The organism is Williamsia sp. (assembly GCF_016462415.1).
Classification (GTDB): domain Bacteria; phylum Actinomycetota; class Actinomycetes; order Mycobacteriales; family Mycobacteriaceae; genus Williamsia_A.
Genome location: NZ_JAEMTF010000007.1, coordinates 55434 through 74902 on the forward strand (window position 1 = coordinate 55434; position 19469 = coordinate 74902).

General features: G+C 67.6%; 22 protein-coding genes. 12 read left to right on the forward strand and 10 right to left on the reverse strand.

The annotated features are described in order from the left end of the window. Positions 1-80 precede the first annotated feature (80 nt). Genes JHC79_RS03105 through JHC79_RS03120 form a run of 4 tightly spaced genes read left to right on the forward strand, consistent with a single transcriptional unit; the run spans position 81 to position 4069 of the window. A complete protein-coding gene (locus JHC79_RS03105; protein WP_296388404.1) occupies positions 81-1370 on the forward strand; it encodes a glycosyltransferase family 4 protein in 1290 nt (429 codons plus the stop codon). Then, positions 1357-2070 carry a class I SAM-dependent methyltransferase gene (locus tag JHC79_RS03110; RefSeq protein WP_296388405.1) on the forward strand — a complete coding sequence of 238 codons (714 nt, stop codon included), beginning with the start codon at positions 1357-1359 and terminating at the stop codon, positions 2068-2070. The genes JHC79_RS03105 and JHC79_RS03110 overlap by 14 nt, the downstream gene beginning before the upstream one ends. A 5-nt stretch (positions 2071-2075) precedes the next feature. Beyond that, complete coding sequence (locus tag JHC79_RS03115) at positions 2076-3167, forward strand: prenyltransferase (RefSeq protein ID WP_296388406.1); 1092 nt, start codon at positions 2076-2078, stop codon at positions 3165-3167. A 53-nt stretch (positions 3168-3220) separates the two neighbouring features. Then, positions 3221-4069, forward strand: coding sequence for an LLM class F420-dependent oxidoreductase (locus JHC79_RS03120; protein ID WP_296388407.1), 849 nt, complete (start codon positions 3221-3223; stop codon positions 4067-4069). A gap of 10 nt (positions 4070-4079) precedes the next feature. Here JHC79_RS03120 and fadD5 read toward each other — a convergent pair whose 3' ends face one another. The 3 genes from fadD5 to JHC79_RS03135 all read right to left on the reverse strand — a co-directional run bounded on the left by fadD5 (position 4080) and on the right by JHC79_RS03135 (position 7308). Then, entirely contained in the window at positions 4080-5654 is a 1575-nt protein-coding gene (fadD5, locus tag JHC79_RS03125) for a fatty-acid--CoA ligase FadD5 (protein WP_296388408.1), read from the reverse strand. 97 nt (positions 5655-5751) lie between these two features. Further along, the gene (locus JHC79_RS03130; RefSeq protein WP_296388409.1) at positions 5752-6552 is read right to left on the reverse strand and encodes a type IV toxin-antitoxin system AbiEi family antitoxin domain-containing protein; all 801 of its coding nucleotides are present in this window, start codon (positions 6550-6552) and stop codon (positions 5752-5754) included. Between the two features lie 114 nt (positions 6553-6666). Continuing rightward, positions 6667-7308, reverse strand: coding sequence for a class I SAM-dependent methyltransferase (locus JHC79_RS03135; protein ID WP_296388410.1), 642 nt, complete (start codon positions 7306-7308; stop codon positions 6667-6669). 61 nt (positions 7309-7369) lie between these two features. On the opposite strand from JHC79_RS03135, the gene JHC79_RS03140 reads away from it, so the two are divergent. Both JHC79_RS03140 and JHC79_RS03145 read left to right on the forward strand, forming a co-directional pair. Beyond that, complete coding sequence (locus JHC79_RS03140) at positions 7370-8341, forward strand: NADPH:quinone oxidoreductase family protein (RefSeq protein WP_296388411.1); 972 nt, start codon at positions 7370-7372, stop codon at positions 8339-8341. 34 nt (positions 8342-8375) lie between these two features. Continuing rightward, positions 8376-8648: a DUF2277 domain-containing protein gene (locus JHC79_RS03145; protein ID WP_296388412.1), complete on the forward strand. Its 273-nt coding sequence runs from the start codon at positions 8376-8378 to the stop codon at positions 8646-8648. 6 nt (positions 8649-8654) lie between these two features. On the opposite strand, the gene JHC79_RS03150 is transcribed toward JHC79_RS03145, so the two are convergent. The 7 genes from JHC79_RS03150 to JHC79_RS03180 are packed head-to-tail and all read right to left on the reverse strand — an operon-like array spanning position 8655 to position 14651. Continuing rightward, positions 8655-9218, reverse strand: a complete 564-nt coding sequence (locus tag JHC79_RS03150) for a cysteine hydrolase family protein (RefSeq protein ID WP_296388413.1) — start codon at positions 9216-9218, stop codon at positions 8655-8657. Between the two features lie 10 nt (positions 9219-9228). Then, the gene (locus tag JHC79_RS03155; RefSeq protein ID WP_296388414.1) at positions 9229-10476 is read right to left on the reverse strand and encodes a cytochrome P450; all 1248 of its coding nucleotides are present in this window, start codon (positions 10474-10476) and stop codon (positions 9229-9231) included. Continuing rightward, positions 10473-11111 carry a PaaI family thioesterase gene (locus JHC79_RS03160; RefSeq protein WP_296388415.1) on the reverse strand — a complete coding sequence of 213 codons (639 nt, stop codon included), beginning with the start codon at positions 11109-11111 and terminating at the stop codon, positions 10473-10475. The genes JHC79_RS03155 and JHC79_RS03160 overlap by 4 nt, the downstream gene beginning before the upstream one ends. Next, positions 11108-11491, reverse strand: coding sequence for a carboxymuconolactone decarboxylase family protein (locus tag JHC79_RS03165; protein WP_296388416.1), 384 nt, complete (start codon positions 11489-11491; stop codon positions 11108-11110). The genes JHC79_RS03160 and JHC79_RS03165 overlap by 4 nt, the downstream gene beginning before the upstream one ends. After that, positions 11488-12474 carry an NAD(P)-dependent oxidoreductase gene (locus JHC79_RS03170; protein ID WP_366782189.1) on the reverse strand — a complete coding sequence of 329 codons (987 nt, stop codon included), beginning with the start codon at positions 12472-12474 and terminating at the stop codon, positions 11488-11490. Before JHC79_RS03170 ends, JHC79_RS03165 begins: the two co-directional genes overlap by 4 nt. Then, positions 12390-13118 (reverse strand): SDR family oxidoreductase, encoded by a 729-nt coding sequence (locus JHC79_RS03175; RefSeq protein WP_296388418.1) that lies wholly within the window; start codon positions 13116-13118, stop codon positions 12390-12392. The genes JHC79_RS03170 and JHC79_RS03175 overlap by 85 nt, the downstream gene beginning before the upstream one ends. Before the next feature lie 42 nt (positions 13119-13160). Continuing rightward, positions 13161-14651, reverse strand: coding sequence for an aldehyde dehydrogenase (locus JHC79_RS03180; RefSeq protein WP_296388419.1), 1491 nt, complete (start codon positions 14649-14651; stop codon positions 13161-13163). A gap of 64 nt (positions 14652-14715) precedes the next feature. On the opposite strand from JHC79_RS03180, the gene JHC79_RS03185 reads away from it, so the two are divergent. The 6 genes from JHC79_RS03185 to JHC79_RS03210 are packed head-to-tail and all read left to right on the forward strand — an operon-like array spanning position 14716 to position 19458. Continuing rightward, positions 14716-15324, forward strand: coding sequence for a TetR/AcrR family transcriptional regulator (locus JHC79_RS03185; RefSeq protein WP_296388420.1), 609 nt, complete (start codon positions 14716-14718; stop codon positions 15322-15324). A 23-nt stretch (positions 15325-15347) separates the two neighbouring features. Next, positions 15348-16559: a cytochrome P450 gene (locus JHC79_RS03190; RefSeq protein WP_296388444.1), complete on the forward strand. Its 1212-nt coding sequence runs from the start codon at positions 15348-15350 to the stop codon at positions 16557-16559. Further along, on the forward strand, positions 16560-17360 hold the full coding sequence (locus tag JHC79_RS03195; RefSeq protein ID WP_296388421.1) for an SDR family oxidoreductase: 801 nt from the start codon (positions 16560-16562) through the stop codon (positions 17358-17360). Beyond that, positions 17357-18703 carry a cytochrome P450 gene (locus JHC79_RS03200; RefSeq protein WP_296388422.1) on the forward strand — a complete coding sequence of 449 codons (1347 nt, stop codon included), beginning with the start codon at positions 17357-17359 and terminating at the stop codon, positions 18701-18703. The genes JHC79_RS03195 and JHC79_RS03200 overlap by 4 nt, the downstream gene beginning before the upstream one ends. Then, positions 18700-18891: a ferredoxin gene (locus JHC79_RS03205; RefSeq protein WP_296388423.1), complete on the forward strand. Its 192-nt coding sequence runs from the start codon at positions 18700-18702 to the stop codon at positions 18889-18891. The genes JHC79_RS03200 and JHC79_RS03205 overlap by 4 nt, the downstream gene beginning before the upstream one ends. 15 nt (positions 18892-18906) lie before the next feature. Then, positions 18907-19458 carry a nuclear transport factor 2 family protein gene (locus JHC79_RS03210; protein WP_296388424.1) on the forward strand — a complete coding sequence of 184 codons (552 nt, stop codon included), beginning with the start codon at positions 18907-18909 and terminating at the stop codon, positions 19456-19458. Positions 19459-19469 lie beyond the last annotated feature (11 nt).

The following is a 19469-nucleotide window of genomic DNA, read 5'->3' on the forward strand; positions in this document are numbered from 1 at the left end:
ACTGGCGGCGGTAGCGCGGGGTCCATCGACGTCATTCGTCTCCACTTCGAGGAGCCGACCAACCACAGAAGAGGTATCGGGTGCGGATCGCGCTGCTGTCGTACCGGAGCAAACCCCACTGCGGTGGGCAGGGCGTCTACGTACGCCATCTCGCGCGCGAACTCGCGCTGCTTGGCCACGACGTCGAGGTGTTCTCCGGGCAGCCGTACCCGGACCTCGACCAGGAGTCCCTGGACGCCGGTGTGCGTCTGACGAAGGTGCCCAGCCTGGACCTGTACGGCGAGCCGAACCCGTTCCGTACCCCGCGCCCGCGCGAGATCCGGGACTGGATCGACGTGCTCGAGGTGCTGACGATGTGGACCGCGGGTTTCCCGGAGCCGCTGACGTTCAGTCTGCGGATGGCGCGCATCCTCAAGGAGCGCGCCGGCGACTTCGACGTCGTCCACGACAACCAGAGCCTGGGCTACGGTCTGCTGGCGATCCAGCGTCGCGGCATGCCGGTGATCACGACGATCCACCACCCGATCACCCGTGACCGCACGCTCGCGGTGAAGGCGGCGAAGGGCTGGCGCAAGCTGACCGCGATCCGCTGGCACGGGTTCTCCCGTATGCAGGGCAAGGTCGCCCGACGGATCCCGGAGATCCTCACCGTCTCGCGCAGCAGCGAGGTCGACATCCGCAAGGCGTTCGACATCCCCGCCGGCCGCATCGAGACCATCCCACTCGGCGTCGACACCGAGGTGTTCCGGCCGCCCGCCGAGCGGGTGTCCGGTCGCGTGGTGTGTGTGGCCAGCGCCGACGCCCCGCTCAAGGGGGTGTCCTACCTGCTCGAGGCGATCGCCAAGCTCAGCGCCGAGCGGCCCGTGCACCTCGTCCTCGTGTCGAAGCTCAACCCCGAGGGCCCCAGCGCGAAACTCATCGACGAACTCGCGATCGCCGACCGGGTCGAGGTCGTCTCCGGCCTGTCTGACGACGAGCTCGGCGAGCTGATCGCGTCGGCCGAGGTGTCCTGCGTGCCGTCGCTGTACGAGGGTTTCTCACTGCCCGTCATCGAGGCGATGAGCTGCGGGAACGCGCTCGTCGCGACCACCGCCGGCGCGATCCCCGAGGTCGCCGGACCCGACGGCGAGGCCGCGCTGCTGGTGCCGCCGATGGACTCCGACGCCCTCGCCGCCGCCATCGGCCGCGTGCTCGACGATCCCGATCTGCGGGCCCGGCTGGGCGCCGGTGGGCGGGCTCGTGTCGAGTCGCGCTTCAGCTGGTCGGCGGTCGCGGTGAAGACGGCAGCCCACTACGAACACGTGTTGAATGAGCAGAGCTCGATTCCCCAGAGCTCGAACCACGAAGGAGATATCCGTGCTGACCGTTGATTTCGACCGTCTCGGGGTGAACGCCGGGACCAAGGCGATAGACATCGGCGCGGGGCAGGGACGGCATTCCTACGAGATGTTCCGTCGCGGAGCCGATGTCATCGCCTTCGACCAGTCCGATTCGGACATGGCCGAGGTGTCGGAGATGTTCGACGCCATGATCGCCGAGGAGCAGGTGCCCGCATCGGCCAAGGCGCGCACCGAGGTCGGGGACGCACTGCATCTCCCTTACGCGGACAACGCATTCGACGTCGTGCTGATGTCGGAGATCCTCGAGCACATCCCGTCCGACACCGACGCCATCGCCGAGATGGCCCGTGTGCTCGCGCCCGGCGGACACGCCGCGGTCACCGTGCCGCGGTACTGGCCGGAGAAGGTCTGCTGGGCGTTCTCCGATCAGTACCACGCGAACGAGGGTGGGCACGTGCGGATCTACAAGGCCAGCGAGCTCGCGGCCAAGGTCTCCGCGGCGGGTCTCGAGGTGGTCGGGACCGACCATCGGCACGCACTGCACGCCCCGTACTGGTGGATCAAATGTGCTGTGGGCGTGGAGAACAACGACAACCCGCTGGTCAAGGCGTACCACAAGCTGCTGGTGTGGGACATGATGAGCGCCCCCGCCGCCACACGGCTCACCGAGCGGGCGCTGAACCCGTTGGTGGGCAAGTCCGTGGTGCTCTACCTGCGCAAGCCCGCCTGAGACGCGTGAGGCGGGTGCCGCATGTCCCGGGCGTGCTGACCGAGGACCAGTGCGACAAGACCGGTGCCGCGATCGCGGCGATGCAGGAGCCCACGGGTGCGATGCCGTGGTTCCCCGGCGGCCAGACCGATCCGTGGGATCACGTCGAGTCGGCGATGGCGCTGTCGGTCACCGGGCGCCACCCCGAGGCGGAGGCGGCCTACGAATGGTCCCGTCGCACACAGCGTCCCGACGGTTCGTGGGCGATCCGCACCGTTGTCGGGACCGTCGCCGACGCCAACACCGACGCGAATTTCTGTGCCTATCTAGCGGTGGGCGTGTGGCACCACTACCTGATCACCGGTGACACCCGCTTTCTCGAACGCATGTGGCCGACCGTGTGGTCGGCCATCGAACTGGTGCTGCGCTTCCAGGCTCCGGGCGGTCAGATCCGCTGGGGTGGAAAGCATCCCCTGCCCGCCGCGGGTGGCATGTTCTCCGACGCCATGCTCACCGGGAGCGCGAGCATCCACCAGGCGCTGGGATGCGCGGTCGCGATCGCCGACGAGATGAAACAGCCGTCCCCGTCGTGGCGGTACGCCCAACTCCGACTCGGTCATGCGCTGCGCGCCCACACAGATCGGTTCGCCCCGCCGTCGGACCACTCGATGGACTGGTACTACCCGGTGCTGGGGGGAGCGGTCCGCGGCCGCGCGGGCCAGGAGCTGATCGCCGACCGATGGGACGAGTTCGTCGTCGCCGACCTCGGCATCCGCTGCGTCGATCACCGCCCCTGGGTCACCGGTGCCGAGACCTGTGAGCTGGTGCTGGCCATGAACTGCCTGGGTGACGACACCGATGCCACGACGTTGTTCGCCGACATGCAGCACCTACGCGATCCGGACGGGTCGTACTGGACCGGGCTGGTGTTCTCCGACGGCAAGCGGTGGCCCGTGGAGAAGAGTTGCTGGACCTCGGCTGCGGTCGTCTTGGCCGCGGATGCGCTGAGCCGGACCAGCGCCGCGAACGGAATCTTCCGCGACGCCGACCCACTGGTCGACGTCACTGTCCCCGCGGCGGAGGTACCGGGTCTTTCCTGCGACTGCACAAATGCCTAGACTGGTGTCCAGTCAGGCGTCTTGCCTGGTGTGGCAGCGGAGGTCGGCAGGCGATGGAATACGGAATCGTGCAGTTCACGAGCGATCGGGGGCTGCGTCCCGCGGTGTTGGCGCCGTTGGTGGAGGAAGCGGGATTCGCCGCGTACTTCGTTCCCGAGCACAGCCACATCCCCACCCGCCGCGACGCGGCGCACCCGCAGACCGGCGACTCCTCCCTGCCGGATGACCGCTACATGCGCACCCTCGACCCGTGGGTGTCGCTGAGCGCCGCCGCCGCGGTCACCACGCGCATCCGGCTCGGCACCGCGGTGGCGTTGCCGGTGCAGTCCGATCCGTTGACGCTGGCGAAGCAGATCGCCACGCTCGATCATCTCTCCGATGGTCGGGTGACCCTCGGCGTCGGGTTCGGGTGGAACCTCGACGAGCTCGGTGACCACAAGGTCCCGCCGAAGCGGCGTCGGACCATGCTGCGTGAGTACCTGGAGTCGATGCGGGCCCTGTGGTCGGAGGAGGAGGCCTCCTACGACGGCGAGTTCGTGAACTTCGGTCCGTCGTGGGCGTGGCCCAAGACCACCCAGCAGCCCGGGGTCCCGGTGATCGTCGGTGCGGGCGCCACCGAGAAGAACTTCACCTGGATCGCCAAGAACGCCGACGGCTGGCTCACCACCCCCGCCGACACCGAGATCGACGACTCGATCCGCCTGCTGCACAAGATCTGGGCCGACCACGGTCGACAGGGGGCGCCGCAGATCGTCGCACTCGACGGCAGGCCCGATCCCGAGAAGTTGGCGCGCTGGGAGGGCCTCGGCGTCACCCTGGTGCTCTACGGCGTCCCGGACGACGACATCGACAAGGCGCGCGGCTATCTCGCGAAGCGGGCGGGTCAGCTCGGACTCGCGTAGTCCTGATCGGTCACGGGGTCGCCGTCGCCTGCCGCACCTGGGGTTTGGACACCTTGCCGGCTGCGTTGCGGGGCAGCTCATCGACGACGACGATCTCGGTGGGGTGTTTGTAGCGGGCGAGCCGCCCGTCGAGGAACTCGCGGATCTGAGCGACGGTGATCTTCTCGGTGTCCGGGGTCGTGGCCACGACGGCGACGACCACCTCGCCCCACTTCTCGTCCGGGCGGCCGATGACCGCCACCTCGCGCACCGATGGGTGCGCGGCCACGGCGTTCTCCACCTCGACGCAGTAGATGTTCTCCCCGCCGGAGATGATCATGTCCTTCGCGCGGTCGACGACGTAGATGAAACCCTCGTCATCGGCGCGGACGAGGTCGCCGGAATGAAACCACCCGCCCGCGAACGCATCCGCGGTCGCCTCCGGACGGTTCCAGTAGCCGCTCATGAGATTGGGTCCGCGGTAGACGATCTCGCCGACCTCACCGGGCGCGACGTCGTTCATGTCCGGGTCGACGATCCTGGCCGCCATGGTGCGGATGACCCGACCGACCGAACCGATCTTGCGGTGGGTGTCCTCGCCGGTGAGCGTGCAGGTCACCGGTGACATCTCGGTCTGACCGAACACGGCACAGATGGTCGTCTCCGGGAAGGTGTCGGCCATGGCCGCGAGCAGCGTCTGTGACGCGGGCGCGGCACCCCACCACAGGAATCGCAGTGCGAGATCGCGCGGACGGGAACGCTGTTCGGCGATCACGAGCTGCCACTGCGCAGGCACCATGAACATCGTGGTGATCCGCTCGCGCTCGATGACGTCGAGCGTCGCCGCCGGGTCGAACTGACCTATCGGCAGGATGATCGTGCACACACCGTCGAGCAGGCATGACGAGATGACGCCGAGCGCGGCGATGTGGAAGACGGGGACCGCGACCGCTGCGACGGCCTCGTGATCGACGACGCCCGGTGCGACGAGGTTGTGATAGGCCTGCGCCTGGAGGTTGATGTGGGTGAGGACCGCACCCTTGGGCGCACCGGTGGTCCCCGAGGTGTACATGATCACCGCGGGCGACGTCTCCGGAACGTCGACCGGTGGGAGATCGCGGTCCTCGGCCACGAGCGCGTCGTAGTCGAGCGCGTCCCCGTCGGCGCCGCCGATGCGGACACGCAGCTCGGTCGCCCCGCCCGGCAACTCGCCGACCGCGGCGACGATGGGATCGAAGACCGACTCGTGGACGATCGCGCGGGCGCCGGTGTCGATGACGAGGTGGACCACCTCGGGCGGGGCCATGCGGAAGTTCACCGGTACCGCGATGGCGCCGAGCGCGTTGAGCGCAAGGACCGTCTCGAAGAACTCCGGACGGTTCAGGGTCAGCACGAGGACGCGGTCGCCCGTGGTCACCCCGCGTGCGTCCAACGCCGCGGCGAGGCGGCTCATCCGTCCGTCGAGGTCACGCCAGGTCGTGTCGGCACCCAGGAAGCGCAGCGCGGGTTCGTCGGGACGCATGATCGCGTGCATCCGTACCTGGTTGACCCAGGTGTGTCGTTGGGAGACCAGGGGTTCGAGGTGTCGGGGGAACGGATCATCCATGCCGCCGACGCTACTGCGGAACCGGTGTGTCGATGCCTGCTTCGACGAAGATCTGCCGTTCACGAGGTCACCTCCGGCACTGTGCCGGAGGTGTCGCTCACCACGGACGATTCCCGTCGCGAATGCGGTGCCGTTCGGGCAGGGTTACGCCCCGGATCGCTTCCAGTGACTCCTGCCATCCGTAGACCACGTCGTCGTAGGTGAGTCGGATCTTCAGCCATCCCCGCACCAGGGCGGCGCGGTCACGGTGCCGGTCGTTCTGGTAGTTCTCCAGGCTCGTGTGGTGTGCCTTGCTGTCGCACTCGATGAGCAGCTTCCCGACGCGCAGATCCACCTTTCCGACCCCGGCGATGCGTGGCTGCACCACGACGGCGAAGTTCAGCGCACGAAGTCGTACTCGCACCAGCGATTCCGTTCCCGACTGAGACCTGCCGTCGCACTTCGACAGCAACGTCTTCCCGCGAGGGCCGAGGCAGGATGCGATGTCGGCGTGGTGCGCGAGGCCGGACTCCAGCACCGAATCGCAGGCGGCGATCCAGTGTTCGCCTGTCATGCAGCGCAGTGCGCACCCGAGTGCGACCTCGACCGGGTCGACCGCTGTGCGGGTGGGCGGCGGCGGTCCGTCACCGCGGCAGCTGTGCGCCATCGACGTGCGCAAAGTCCTGCTGCCCCGCACATGGACGCCGCCGTGACCCGGGGCGATCCAGGCACCGTGGGCACGCAGCGCCGAGACGCATCCGAGCACGCCGCCGGCACGAACGGCCGTGACCACGGTCGGGTCCGCATCGGACCGGGCGTACCAACCCGGGCGGAGTCTGACCAGGTCCCCGACACGCACGGCCCGGCGGATCTGCGACTCCGTGGCCCCGAGTCGGAGGAGGTGGGCGGTGGTGAACACTCCGTGGTCCATCGTCGTTGGACGCTGCGCGGCACCGGAAGGATCCACGGAGATCTGCCGCTGACGAGGCCACCTCCGGCACTGTGCCGGAGGTCGCGCTCAGCTCGGACGATGTCAGTCGGTGGAGCGGACGCGTTCCAGGACCCGGAGCGACCCGTGTGCGGCCACCTCGACGAAATCGCCGGACGCGAGGGCCTTCTGATAGATCTCGAACGGCGGACGGCCGCCGTCGGCGGGGTCGGGGAACACGTCGTGGATCAGCAGCGCCCCACCGACACGCACCCAGGGAGCCCAGCCGGCCAGGTCGTTGTCGGCCGCCTCGCTGCTGTGTCCACCGTCGATGAACACGAAGTCGGCCGGCCGACCCCACACCTTGGCCGCATCCGTCGAGCGGGCCAGCATGCCGATGACCGTGTCCTCGAGCCCGGCGTCGTAGATGGTCCGACGGAACCGGGCGGAGGTGTCGAGGGTGCCGGTGTGCGGGTCGACGAGAGCGGTGTCGTGGTACTCCCAGCCCGGCTGGTGTTCCTCGGACCCGCGGTGGTGGTCGATGGTGACCACGGTGGCGCCGAGTGGTTGGGCGGCGGCACCGAGGTAGACGGTGGACTTTCCGCAGTACGTACCGATCTCGACGCCGATCCCGACCGAGTCGGACTTCGACAGATACTGCCCGGCAACCTGATTCAGCGCCAGCGCCTCGTCTTCGGGCATGAATCCGGGGGCGTCGTGGGCCGCGCTGAGCTGGGTCTGGTCCATCGGACGATCCTATAAGGCGGGTCGCCTGACCTCGACGAGGACTGCCGTTAGTGTGGCGGTCATGAAGGCGCAGATTCTCACCGAAGAGACCGGGCCCAGTGGGCTGACCCTGACCGATGTCGACGACCCCACGCCCGCGCAGGGGCAGGTCGCCGTGGACGTGAAGTCCTGCGGGGTGTGTTTCCCCGACCTGCTGATGAGTCAGGGCAAGTACCAACTGCGGTTGCCGACGCCGTTCACCCCCGGCACCGAGGTCGCCGGCGTCGTCACGTCGGCACCGGACGGATCGGGCTACTCCGCCGGTGACCGGGTGCTGGTCATGTCGGTCGTCGGAGGTTTCGCCGAGAAGGTCGTCGCCGCACCCGAGCAGCTGCTGCCCATCCCCGACGGACTGAGCTTCGACGAGGGCGCCGCGATGGGCATCAACTTCCAGACCGCGATCTTCGCGTTGAAGCTCCGCGCGAACCTGCGTGCGGGGGAGACGGTCGGTGTCCTCGGCAGTGCGGGCGGCGTCGGTGTCGCGACCATCGCGGTCGCGAAGGCGTTGGGGGCGCGGGTCATCGCGATCGTGCACCGCACCGGTGCCGACGACATGCTGCGGGAGGTCGGGGCCGACGAGGTCGTCGCCCTCACCGACGGCTGGGGCGACCGGATCAAGGAGCTCACCGACGGCCTCGGTGTCGACGTGCTGATCGACCCGGTCGGTGGCGAGGTGTTCGACGAGGCGCTGCGTCAGGTGGCGCCCGACGGTCGGTTCGTCGTCATCGGATTCGCCGCGGGCGGCATCCCGACGGTGAAGCTCAATCGCGTACTGTTCCGCAACATCTCCGTGGTGGGGGCGGCCTGGGGTGAGTACATTCGGACGCATCCGGCGGTTCCCGGTGAGCTGCACACCGAGCTGACGGCGATGATCTCCGCGGGGATGCGTCCGCCGGTCAACGTCACCTATCCGCTCGCTGATCTGCCCCAGGCGCTGTCGGATCTGGAGAACGGCAAGATCCTGGGCAAGGCGGTCATCCACATCGCCGACTGACCACCGGTTCGGCGAACCACTGCGAGGAGACAACATGTGCCGCAACATCACCGAGCTGCGGGGCCTCGAGCCGCCGGCCACGTCGGTCGAGATCGAGGCCGCGTCGCGTCAGTACGTGCGCAAGGTCAGCGGTGTTGCGAAGACGTCGCCGGCCAACGTCGAGGCGTTCGAGGCCGCGGTCGCAGCCGTGACCGCGGCGACCACGACGTTGCTCGAGGCGCTGCCGCCGCGACGGCAGCCGCCGCGCACCGTCCCGCCCCTGCGCCGACCCGAGGTGCAGGCGCGGATCGCGGCGCGGGCGCGCTGACGAGCCTCAGCCGACGAGATCGGCCGTTGCGACCACCGTCGCGAACTCGCCGTGCAGATTCGTCGCGGTGATCCGTGCGAGCAGGTCTGCGTCGACCCGCTCCCCGTCGGGTGCATCGCGATCGAAGGTGTGCGTTGCATCGAGCGCGAAAGCCACGTCGTAGCCAAGGTTTCCACCGACCCGGGCGGTTGTCTCGCAGCAGTGATTGGTCGTGATCCCGCAGATGACGATCTGCTCGATGCCCTCGCCGGTGAGCCAGGCGTTCAGGTCGGGTGACCCGTGAAAGCTCGAGTTCACCGACTTGCGCACCAGCAGATCCGGGGAACCGGCGACCACGTCCTTGAACGTGTTCCCCGGGTTCGACGGATGCAGCCCAGACGCCTTGTTGTCGGAGTCGTGTCGCACGAACACCAGCGGACGCCCACGTCGGCGCCACTCCTCGATCAACACCCGCACGTTGGCCTCGCAGTCGGGGTTGTTGCGCCGTCCCCACCAGGCCTCGTCGTCGAACGCCTCCTGGACGTCGATCACGATCAGCGCGGCGCGGTCACCGAGTATCCATCGATTCACCGCGCCGATGCTATCGGCCGTAGCTGACCTGCAGTCCTTTGACGCCGTTGATCCAGCCGGACCGCAGGCGTGTCGGATCAGCCAGCTTGGTGATGTCCGGCGCGAGGTCGGCGATGGCGTTGAACATGATGTCGACCTCCATGCGGGCCAGGTTCGCACCGACGCAGTAGTGCGCGCCACTACCGCCGAACGCCAGGTGCGGGTTGGGGTTCCGGGTGATGTCGAAGGTCCTCGGGTTCTCGAACACCTCGTCGTCGAAATTGGCGGAGCTGTAGAACATCCCGACCCGTTCACCCGCGCGGATGGTGACGTCACCGAGCGCCACGTCGTTGATCGCGGTGCGCTGGAAACAGTGCACGGGAGTGGCCCAGCGGATGACCTCGTCTGCGGCGGTCGAGGGCCGCATCCGTTTGAACAGCTCCCACTGATCGGGGTGGTCGAGAAATGCGTTCATACCGTGGGTGATCGCGTTGCGTGTGGTCTCGTTGCCGGCCACGGCGATGAGGATGACGAAGAAGCCGAACTCGGCCTCGTCGAGGGCCTCGCCGTCGACATCGGCGTTCACCAGGGTGGTGATGATGTCCTCGGCCGGGTTGTTCCGACGATCCTCGGCCATCGAGTACGCGTACCCGAGCAGCGCGGCATTGGCCTCCGCGGCGTCGATGTCGCCGTAGTCGGGGTCGTCGGTGTTCATCACCGCATTGGTCCACGTGAACAACTTCTCCCGGTCCGCGGCGGGCACCCCGATGAGGTCTGCGATCGCGGAGAGGGGCAGATCCACCGCGACATCGTCGACGAAGTTGCCGGGCCCCTTGGTTGTTGCGGCGGTGACGATCTCGCGGGCGCGGGCGTCGAGGACCTCGTGCAGGGCGTTGACCGCCCTCGGGGTGAACAGCCGCGACACCACCTTGCGCATGCGGGTGTGTTCCGGCGGATCGTGGTTGATCAGCATGGCCTTGGTGTACTCGAGCAGTTCCGGGGTCATCATGTCGGGCAGACGCATCACCGCACCCTGGGTGTTGCTCGACCAATCCGTCGAGTTCTTCGAGATGGCCCGGATGTCCTCGTGTCGGGTGGCCACCCAGTAACCGTTGTCGCGGAACGGGCCGACCTCGGGATCCTGGTCGATCCAGAAGATGCGCTTGGTCTCGCGCATCTGGGTGAACTCGTGGTGCGGCATGCCGTTCTCGAGCAGCGCGGGATCGGTTAGATCCCAGCCGGCACCGAACGGACAGCGCGTGGGCAGTTCGGTTGTCATCGGGTTCCTTCCCGGTCGTCTGGTCGCTCGTCCACGATCTTTCGGGGCACGATGAAGATGCCTTCCGCGGTCACGGTGATGCCGTCGGCGTCCGACAGCGACCCCCGCACAGTCAGCTTCCTACCTGCGGTCGCGACCACCTCGGCCTCGAGGTGCACCGTTCCGAGCGGTGTGGCGCGTTGGTAACGGAGCGTGAGCGTTCCGGTCATGGCGCTCGCGGCCTCGCCCAGGATGTGGTCGAGCAGCAGCGCGCAGATGCCGCCGTGGACGAGTCCGGGTGGACCCTCGTAGGCCGCACCCAGGACGACGTCGGCGACGCGTCGTCCATCCCCGTCGCGCGTCACCACCATCGGGGGAGCGATGGCGTTGCGGATCCCGATGGCCGGGTTGCCCCAGGGCATCCCGGTGCCGTCGGCCGTGTAGCGCACGCCGTGCGGGCCGTCGCTCTGCGCCGATCGCAGCATCGCGGTCGCGCCCTCGATCAGCTCGCCGGCCGCGCGGATGGTGTCGGGATCGACCTCGGTGCGGATGGTGGCGTCGAGAAGACCGCGCACCGAGTTGGTCAGCGGAGTGTAGACACCCGTGCGCCGGGCGACCTCCTCGGACGTGATGTCCTCGAAGACGAACTGCCTCAACGATTCTTCTCGACGTTGCCGATGACCTTGCCGAAGGTGAAGTTGAGCTTCGTTCCGAGCGGCCACCCGATGTAGTAGCAGAGGAACAACGCGATCTCGCGGAGCTGATCGGGTGTCAGCTCGCCGTTGCCCAGCGCGGCGCCGGCCTGGATCTCGGCGACGTCGTCGAGGCCGGAGGCGGCGAGCGCACCGAGCAACAGCAGGCGCCGGTCGCGCACGGTGAGTCCCTCCCGGGTCCACACCTCGCCGAACAGGTGGTCGGCGGTGTGGGCGAAATAGTCCCCGGGCCCGTCGGACAGGTCAAAGCCGTACACCTCGGCCATCTTGGCCAGGCCCTTACGGCGTTGTTCGGACTGGGGCTGTTCGTTCGACGCGGTCATCGGGTGACTCCGTTCTGGTGGTGGGACGCGATCTCGCCCGGGCCGACGCCGAGTCCGTCACCGAGTCGTTCGAGCGCGATGCGCCCCAGGGGGAGGTCGACATCGAGTTCGTCGGCGAGATCCAGTGCCAGTGCGACGTCCTTCTCGCCCAGCCCGCGCACGTGGGTGAACACCGAGTGCCAGAAGTCGTTGGGAGCGATCGGTGCGGTGGTGTCGCGCAGCATGATCGCGCCGGCACCGCCGGTGATCGCGTCGGTGTGGCGCACCACCTTGCCGAGCTTGACGATGTCGATGCCCGCGGCCTCGGCCAGGCGGGCGGCCTCGGTGGTCGCGGTGAACGAGATGAAGTGGAGAAGGTTGCGCGCCAGCTTCATCCGGGTGCCCGCGCCGACCTCACCGGCGTGGATCGTCATGTCCGACGCGAGTGCGAACACCGGCTTGACCGTCTCATAGGCGGCACGGGGACCACCGACCATGATGGCCAGTCGGCCCTGTTCGGCGCCGGGGGCGCCACCGGAGACGGGGGCGTCGACGAGGTCGACACCGTGCACGGCGCAGACCTCTGCGAGGTCGATCGCCGTGGCCGGCGCGATCGTGGAGTGCACGGCGATCACGGTGCCGGCCGTGGCGGTCTCGAGGATTCCGCCGGGCCCGGTGATCACCGACCGCACCTGCTCGTCGTTGAGGACGGTGATCGAGATGACGCGTGCGGTCGCTGCGACCTCGGCGGCCGTCGCCACGGCGGTCGCGCCCGCGGCGACCACCTTCTCGGTCGCCTCGGGGCGGGCATCGCACACCACGAGACCGCCCGGCCAGGCGACGAATCGCTGGGCGATGGGCGCACCCATGTTGCCCAGGCCGATGAACCCGATGGGGAAGGTGTCGGTGCTCTCAGTGGTCATGACCGGATGATCTGTCCGCCATCGACGTTGAAGATCTGCCCGGTGATCCAGGAGGCCTCGTCGGAGAGCAGGAACAGGCACGTGCCCTCGAGATCCTTCGGGGTGCCCATCCGCGAGAGCGGGAGCTTCTTGACGATGTCGGCGACCATCTTGCCCGGCGTGGTGGAGCGGGTGGCCTCGGTGTCGATGGGGCCGGGCGCGATGGCGTTGACGCGGATGCCGGAACCGCCGAGCTCGGTCGCGAGCTGCTGGGTGAGACCGTTGATCCCCACCTTCGCCAGTCCGTAGAAGCCGCTGTAGAGCCATGCCGCGGTGGAGGACTGGTTGACGATGGCACTGCCCGGCTTCATGTGGCCGTAGACCGCGCGGGTCACGTTGAGTGCCCCGTCGAGGTTCACGCTCATGAACTTCTTGTAGTAGTCCCACGGCACGGTGATGAGGAAGTCGAGTTGCATGCCGCCGTAGATGGCGGCGTTGTTGATCAGGAAATCGATCTGGCCGTACTCGTCGAGGGTGGCCTGCGCCAGTGCCTTCGCCGATGCCTCGTCGGCGACGTCGGTGTGGACGTAGAGCCCACCGATGTCGGCGGCGACCTTCTCGCCCGCCTCGTCGGAGAGATCGGCGATGACGACGTTGGCGCCCTCGGCGGCCAATGCGCGTGCGTAGCCCTCACCGATGCCGCCCGCGGCTCCGGTGACGATGGCGGTCTTTCCTTCGAACCTCATGAATTGCTCTTCTCTGCAGGGGTGTTCGTGGGAGTGGGAGGGTCAGGCCGGCGTGGCGACGGCCTTGGTCTCGAGGTATTCCTCGAAGCCGAGCGCGCCCATCTCACGTCCGATACCGGACTGCTTGTAACCGCCGAAGGGGACGTCTGCCCCGTACCAGATACCGCCGTTGACGCTCATGGTCCCGGTGCGGACGCCGTCCACGACGTGGGCAATCCGGTCGGGGTCGGTGCCCCACACCGCACCGGACAAGCCGTAGGGGGAGTCGTTGGCGATGCGGATCGCGTCGTCGTCGCCGTCGTGCGGGATGATCACGAGCACGGGTCCGAAGATCTCCTCCTGCGCCGCGCGCGCGGAGTTGTCGAGACCGGAGATGAGGGTGGGTTCGACGAAGAAGCCCTTCGGATGCTTCGCCGGTCGGCCACCACCGATCTCGATGGTCCCGCCCTCCTCCTCGGCGAGCGCGATGTAGGACTCCACCCGATCGCGCTGCACCGCTGAGATGACCGGGCCGCAGATGGTGCCCGGGTCGGTCGGGTCGCCGGCCTCGAGGCCGGCCATGGACTTCCGGGTGTAGCGGATGGCGTCGTCGTACCGCTCGCGGGGGACCAACAGCCGGGTGGTGATGGCGCAGCCCTGACCGGCGTGGGTGACGACACTGAACCCGGCCATCGAGCAGGCTGCCTTCAGGTCGGCGTCGTCGAGGACGATGAACGCCGACTTGCCTCCGAGCTCGAGGAAGACCTTCTTGAGACTGTCCGCGGCGGCGGTCATCACGGCCTTGCCGGTGGCAGTGGAACCGGTGAACGAGACGATGTCGACGCGGGGATCGGTCGACAGCTGGGCGCCGACGGAGTGGTCGCTGGAGGTGACGATGTTGATCACCCCGGCGGGGATGTCGGTCTCGGTGGCGATGACCGTGCCGACCAGGGCCGCACACCAGGGGGTGTCGGGGGCGGGCTTGAGCACGACGGTGCAGCCGGCCGCCAGCGCGGGTCCGATCTTCGCGAAGTTGATCTGGTGCGGGAAGTTCCACGGGGTGATCGCGCCGACGACCCCGACGGCCTCGCGTTTGATGATCCGCTGGTTGGGGATGCCCATGGGTTCGGCGCGACCGAGGTCGGTCACCCACGCGAAGCTCTCGGCGAGATCGGCGCAGTACCCGAGGTCGGCGATCGGGCCCTCCAGTTGCGGCCCCGTGGTGAGGAAGGCGGGCGCCCCGACCTCGGCGATGGTGATCTCGCGCAGCTCCTCGATGTGGCCCTGCAACGCATCTCGGAGCTGACGCAGGCACCGAGCGCGGAACGCGTGGTCGCGTGACCACGAGGTGGTGTCGAAAGCCGTTCGCGCGGCGGCGATGGCAGCGTCCATGTCGGCGGCCGTGCCGTCGGCGGCGAGGCCGATGACCTCCTCGGTCGCCGGGTTGACGATCTCGAAGGTGCCACCGGATCCGGGCCGCAGCTCCCCGTCGATCAGGAGGTCCGAACTCACCGCCGGATGGAGCTTCCGTACCTCGACCTCGGGCTGGACCATGAATCGAACTCCTATCTGGACACGTGTCTGGACTCGCGTTCAAAGCTAATGTAACGTGACCGTCATGTCCACCCCCGCATTCGGTGAATCCGGCCCCACGTTCCACGAGTCCACGCGTCGGCGGCTGACGAATCAGCAGGCCGAGACCGTCGCCAAGCTCACCGAGGCGGCGCGGGAGGTGTTGGGCGAGGACGGTTTCGAGGGGATGACGATCCGCTCGGTCGCCAAACGTGCCGGCGTGGCGCCTGCGACCGCGTACACCTACTTCAGCTCGAAGAACCACATCGTGGCCGAGCTGTTCTGGCGCATGCTGGTCAACTCGGTGCCCGAGCCGGACCCGTCGTCGCCACCCGCGGCGCGTGCCGCCGACGTGCTGCGCCACGTCGCGCTCGTGGTCGCCGGAGAGGACCAGCTCGCCGGCGCGGTGACGGTTGCCCTGCTCGGCACCGACCCCGACGTCGAGCACCTGCGCCTGCGGGTCGGCGGCTTCATCCGGGAGCGACTGGCGACCGCGCTCGGCGTGCCGATGGACTCCGATGACCGTCGCATCGAGATGCTCGAGATGCTGTACTCCGGCGCGTTGGTGCGCGCGGGTATGGGCTACGGCTCCTACTCCGACATGGCCGACCGGCTGGGTGACGCCGCCAAGCTCCTGCTGGAGGATCTCTCGTGACCACCGGCACCGAGACCGCCGGTATGGAGAGCCGGGTCCCGTTCGACCCGTACGACTACGCCTTCCACGAGGATCCCTATCCCACCTACGCCCGTCTTCGCGACGAGGCGCCGGTGTACTACAACGCGGAGAAGGACTTCTGGGCGTTCTCCAAGCACGCCGACGTCCGGGCCGCGTTCCGTGACACCCCGCGGTTGTCGAACAGCTGGGGCGTCTCGATGGATCCCGCCGCCTATGGCCCGGACGCACACCTGTCGATGTCCTTTCTCGCGCTGGACGATCCGAAGCACATGCGCATCCGCAAGCTGGTGTCGAAGGGCTTCACGCCGAACCGGGTCAACCAGCTCACCGAACGCATCACCGCACTGACCCATCAGCACTGGGATCAGTGTCTGGAGAAGGGGGAGTTCGACTACGTCTCGGACTTCGCAGGTCTGCTGCCGATGGACGTGGTGTCGGAGCTGTTGGTGGTACCCCAGGCCGACCGGGCTCGGCTGCGGCAGCTCTCGGACGACCTGATCCATCGTGACGAGGGGGTCTACGACGTCCCGCCGGCGGCGGTCGATGCGTACTTCGCACTGGCGCAGTACTACTCGGACCTGATCGAGGATCGACGGAAGAACCCCGGAACGGACATGGTCTCGGTCCTCATCGACGCCGAGATCACCGACGAGGCCACCGGCGAACCGACGCGGTTGACCTCCGACGAGATCATCGGATTCCTGATCCTGATGATCGTCGCCGGCAACGAGACCACCACGAAGCTCCTCGCGAACGCGGTCTACTGGGGGTACGTCAACCCGGACGAGTTCGCGAAGGTGTTCGCCGATCCCGAGGCGACCCCGGCATGGACCGAGGAGACCCTGCGATACGACAACTCGACGCAGATCGTGCTCCGCCGTGTTCTCGAGGATGTGGAGTACGGCGGGTACACCATCCCGGCGGGGCAACGCGTTCTGCTGCTCCTGGGGTCGGCCAACCGCGATGACGATGTGTTCGACGACCCGGACTCGTATCAGATCGGTCGTGACAGCTCGCAGGCTCTGACGAGTTTCGGTCTGGGAACGCACTTCTGCCTCGGCGCCCACCTCGCACGGTTGGAGGCCAACGTGGCGCTGGCCGAGATCGTGCGGTCGGCCTCGGCGATCGAGCTGGACCTCGATCGCGCGGTGCGCGTGCACTCGGTCAACGTCCGTGGGTTCGCGAACCTCCCGATGACCGTGACGGCGCGTTAGATGCCGCGCTATCCCGGGCACCCCGATCGACGGCCGGTTCTCATCGCGGGAGGATCGTCGGGTATCGGTGCGGCCACCGGTGTGATGCTCGCCGCCGCAGGACATCCCGTCGCGCTCGGCGCCCGCCGCGTCGAGAAGTCGCAGGAGTTCGTCGAGGAGATCATCGCCGCAGGCGGGGAAGCGATCGCGGTGCCGCTCGACATCACCGACGCCACCTCGATCGACGAGTGCATCACCAAGGCCGAGGCCGAATTGGGAGCGCTCGAGGTCGTCGTGTCCGGCGCGGGCGATCTCTGGCCGGGCCGAACCTTCGAGATGTCCGACGAGGAGTTCGCGAACCAGGTCACCATCCACCTGCTCGGTGCGCAGCGACTGTATCGCCGGATCGTCCCGGAGATGATCGACCGTCGCCGTGGCGATTTCGTCTTCATCAGTTCCGACGTCGCCGCCGACCCGCGACCGCACATGGGTGCCTACGCCGCGGCCAAGGCAGGCGTCGAGGCATTGGCCCTGGTGGCCCGCCAGGAACTGGAGGGCACCGGCGTGCGCGCGAGCCTCGTGCGACCCGGGCAGACCATGACGGGGATGGGCACGAACTTCGATGCCGAGACCGCCGCCGCGATGCTCAACGACTGGGTGACCTTCGGGTTCGCCCGCCACGGGTTCTTCCTCAAGCCGGTCCACCTCGCAACCGCCATCACCACCATCGTGACGATGCCGCGCGGCTCGCACATGCGCCTGGTCGAAGTCGAGGCCGAGGCGCCGATCGTTGCCAAGCCCCGACAAGGAGACACCGAATGACCCTGACCAAACCCGCACGCGTATCCGGCGGCGAGGGCGAACACGGCCATCTCGACGAGCTGGCGTCCGATCCCATCGGTCTGTTCTGGCGGATCCGCGAGGAGTGCGGCGACGTCGGGACCTTCCAGCTCGCCGACCGCGAGGTGGTCCTGGTCACCGGGGCCACCGCGAACGAGGAGTTCTTCCGGGCGCCGGAGGAGGACCTCGACCAGGCCGCCGCCTACCCGTTCATGACGCCGATCTTCGGTGAGGGTGTCGTGTTCGACGCGAGTCCCGAGGAGCGGTCGCAGGCCATCCACAACTCGGCGCTCAAGGCGCAGCACATGAAGCAGCACGCCATCACGATCCCCAACGAGGTCGAGCGCATCATCGCCGACTGGGGTGACGCGGGCGAGATCGACCTGCTCGAGTTCTTCGCCGAGCTCACCCTCTACACCTCGTCGGCCTGCCTGATCGGCCGAAAGTTCCGCGAGCAGTTGAACGGCCACATCGCCCACCTCTTCCACGACCTGGAGAAGGGCACCGACCCGATCGCCTATGTCGACTACAACGCCGACATCGAGAGCTTCCGCAAACGCGACGAGTCGCGTAAGGAACTCCAGGAGTTCATCCAGGGGGTCATGAACGACCGGATCGCGAATCCTCCGGAGAGCAAGGAGGATCGCGATCTGATGGACGTGTTGGTGTCGGTGGGCTTCGACTCCAACACCATCACCGGCATGTTCATCTCGATGATGTTCGCAGGGCACCACACCACCTCGGGCACCGCCGCGTGGACACTCATCGAGCTTCTCCGTCATCCCGACTACATGGGTCAGGTGGTCTCCGAGCTCGACGAGATCTACGGCGACACCCCCGCCGGCGAGCGACCGGAGTACACGTTCGCCCACACCCGGCAGATGCCGAAGGTCGAGGCCGCGCTGAAAGAGGCGCTGCGCCTGCATCCGCCGCTGATCATCCTCATGCGGGTGGTGCAGAACGACATCCACATCGAGGATGTCGAGATCGCCGCCGGACAGTCGATCGCCGTCTCGCCCGCCATCTCCAACCGTCTACCCGAGGACTTCCCGAACCCCGACGAGTTCGACCCGGATCGGTATCAGAAGCCACGTCAGGAGGACATCGCCAACCGCTGGACGTGGATTCCGTTCGGTGCCGGCCGACATCGTTGTGTCGGTGCGCAATTCGCGATCATGCAGCTCAAGGCCATCTTCTCGGTGCTGCTGCAGAACTACGAGTTCGAGATGGCGCAGCCGTCGGAGTCCTATCGCAACGACCACTCGAAGATGGTGGTGCAGCTCCAGCAGCCGTGCCGGGTCACGTATCGGAGGCGCACACGGTGAGGATCGAGATCGACCTGGACCTCTGTCAGGGCCACGGGGTCTGCGAGATGGAGGCGCCCGAGGTGTTCGAGGCGTTCCGCGATCATGTCGAGCTGCGGCAGGCGCGTCCCGCCGACAGCGACCGCGACGATGTCGAGCGCGCCGTCCAGTACTGCCCCACGCAGGCTCTGCGCATCATCGAAGACTAGAAAGGTCTGTTTCCCATGGCTTTTGATCGATCCGAACTCGACGAGATGGTCGAGCGTTGGCTCCAGGCCAACGTCGACGGTGAGAAGGCCGGCGACTGGCGCAACCTCGCCGAGTTCTACACGCCCGACGCCACCTACGGCTGGAACTACGGCCCCAAGGACGACTTCATGGCCGTCGGTCGGGACGAGATCCGGGACTTCGCCATCGGCTACGAGATGGACGGTCTCGACGGGTGGACGTATCCGTACCAGTCGTGGGTGATCGACGAGAAGACCGGTGACATGCTCGGCCTGTGGAAGCAGGTCTTCGACGCGACCCGCGCCGACGGCACCCGCTACGCACTCGAGGGTATCCAGGGCAGCTGGTTCAAGTACGGCGGCGACTTCCAGTTCACGTGGCAGCGCGACTTCTTCGACTACGGCAACGTCGTCGCCCTGTTCATGGAGATGATCACCGACGGTGTCCTCACCGACGGCATGAGTGCACGCATGAACCGCGTCGCCAACGCGAAAGAGCGGCTACCGGGCTGGTACCCGCTCGGCAAGACCCCCGTACCGATGTGGTGAGGACTGCCTGA

Bases quoted from the DNA above. Each gene is read 5' to 3' on its own strand.
- JHC79_RS03200 (WP_296388422.1), top strand. From the start codon at position 17,357: ATGACCCTGACCAAACCCGCACGCGTATCCGGCGGCGAGGGCGAACAC.
- JHC79_RS03180 (WP_296388419.1), bottom strand. From the start codon at position 14,651: ATGGTCCAGCCCGAGGTCGAGGTACGGAAGCTCCATCCGGCGGTGAGT.
- JHC79_RS03135 (WP_296388410.1), bottom strand. From the start codon at position 7,308: ATGGACCAGACCCAGCTCAGCGCGGCCCACGACGCCCCCGGATTCATG.
- JHC79_RS03145 (WP_296388412.1), top strand. From the start codon at position 8,376: ATGTGCCGCAACATCACCGAGCTGCGGGGCCTCGAGCCGCCGGCCACG.
- JHC79_RS03175 (WP_296388418.1), bottom strand. From the start codon at position 13,118: ATGAGGTTCGAAGGAAAGACCGCCATCGTCACCGGAGCCGCGGGCGGC.
- JHC79_RS03210 (WP_296388424.1), top strand. From the start codon at position 18,907: ATGGCTTTTGATCGATCCGAACTCGACGAGATGGTCGAGCGTTGGCTC.
- JHC79_RS03140 (WP_296388411.1), top strand. From the start codon at position 7,370: ATGAAGGCGCAGATTCTCACCGAAGAGACCGGGCCCAGTGGGCTGACC.
- JHC79_RS03190 (WP_296388444.1), top strand. From the start codon at position 15,348: ATGGAGAGCCGGGTCCCGTTCGACCCGTACGACTACGCCTTCCACGAG.
- JHC79_RS03165 (WP_296388416.1), bottom strand. From the start codon at position 11,491: ATGACCGCGTCGAACGAACAGCCCCAGTCCGAACAACGCCGTAAGGGC.
- JHC79_RS03120 (WP_296388407.1), top strand. From the start codon at position 3,221: ATGGAATACGGAATCGTGCAGTTCACGAGCGATCGGGGGCTGCGTCCC.
- fadD5 (WP_296388408.1), bottom strand. From the start codon at position 5,654: ATGGATGATCCGTTCCCCCGACACCTCGAACCCCTGGTCTCCCAACGA.
- JHC79_RS03195 (WP_296388421.1), top strand. From the start codon at position 16,560: ATGCCGCGCTATCCCGGGCACCCCGATCGACGGCCGGTTCTCATCGCG.
- JHC79_RS03185 (WP_296388420.1), top strand. From the start codon at position 14,716: ATGTCCACCCCCGCATTCGGTGAATCCGGCCCCACGTTCCACGAGTCC.
- JHC79_RS03155 (WP_296388414.1), bottom strand. From the start codon at position 10,476: ATGACAACCGAACTGCCCACGCGCTGTCCGTTCGGTGCCGGCTGGGAT.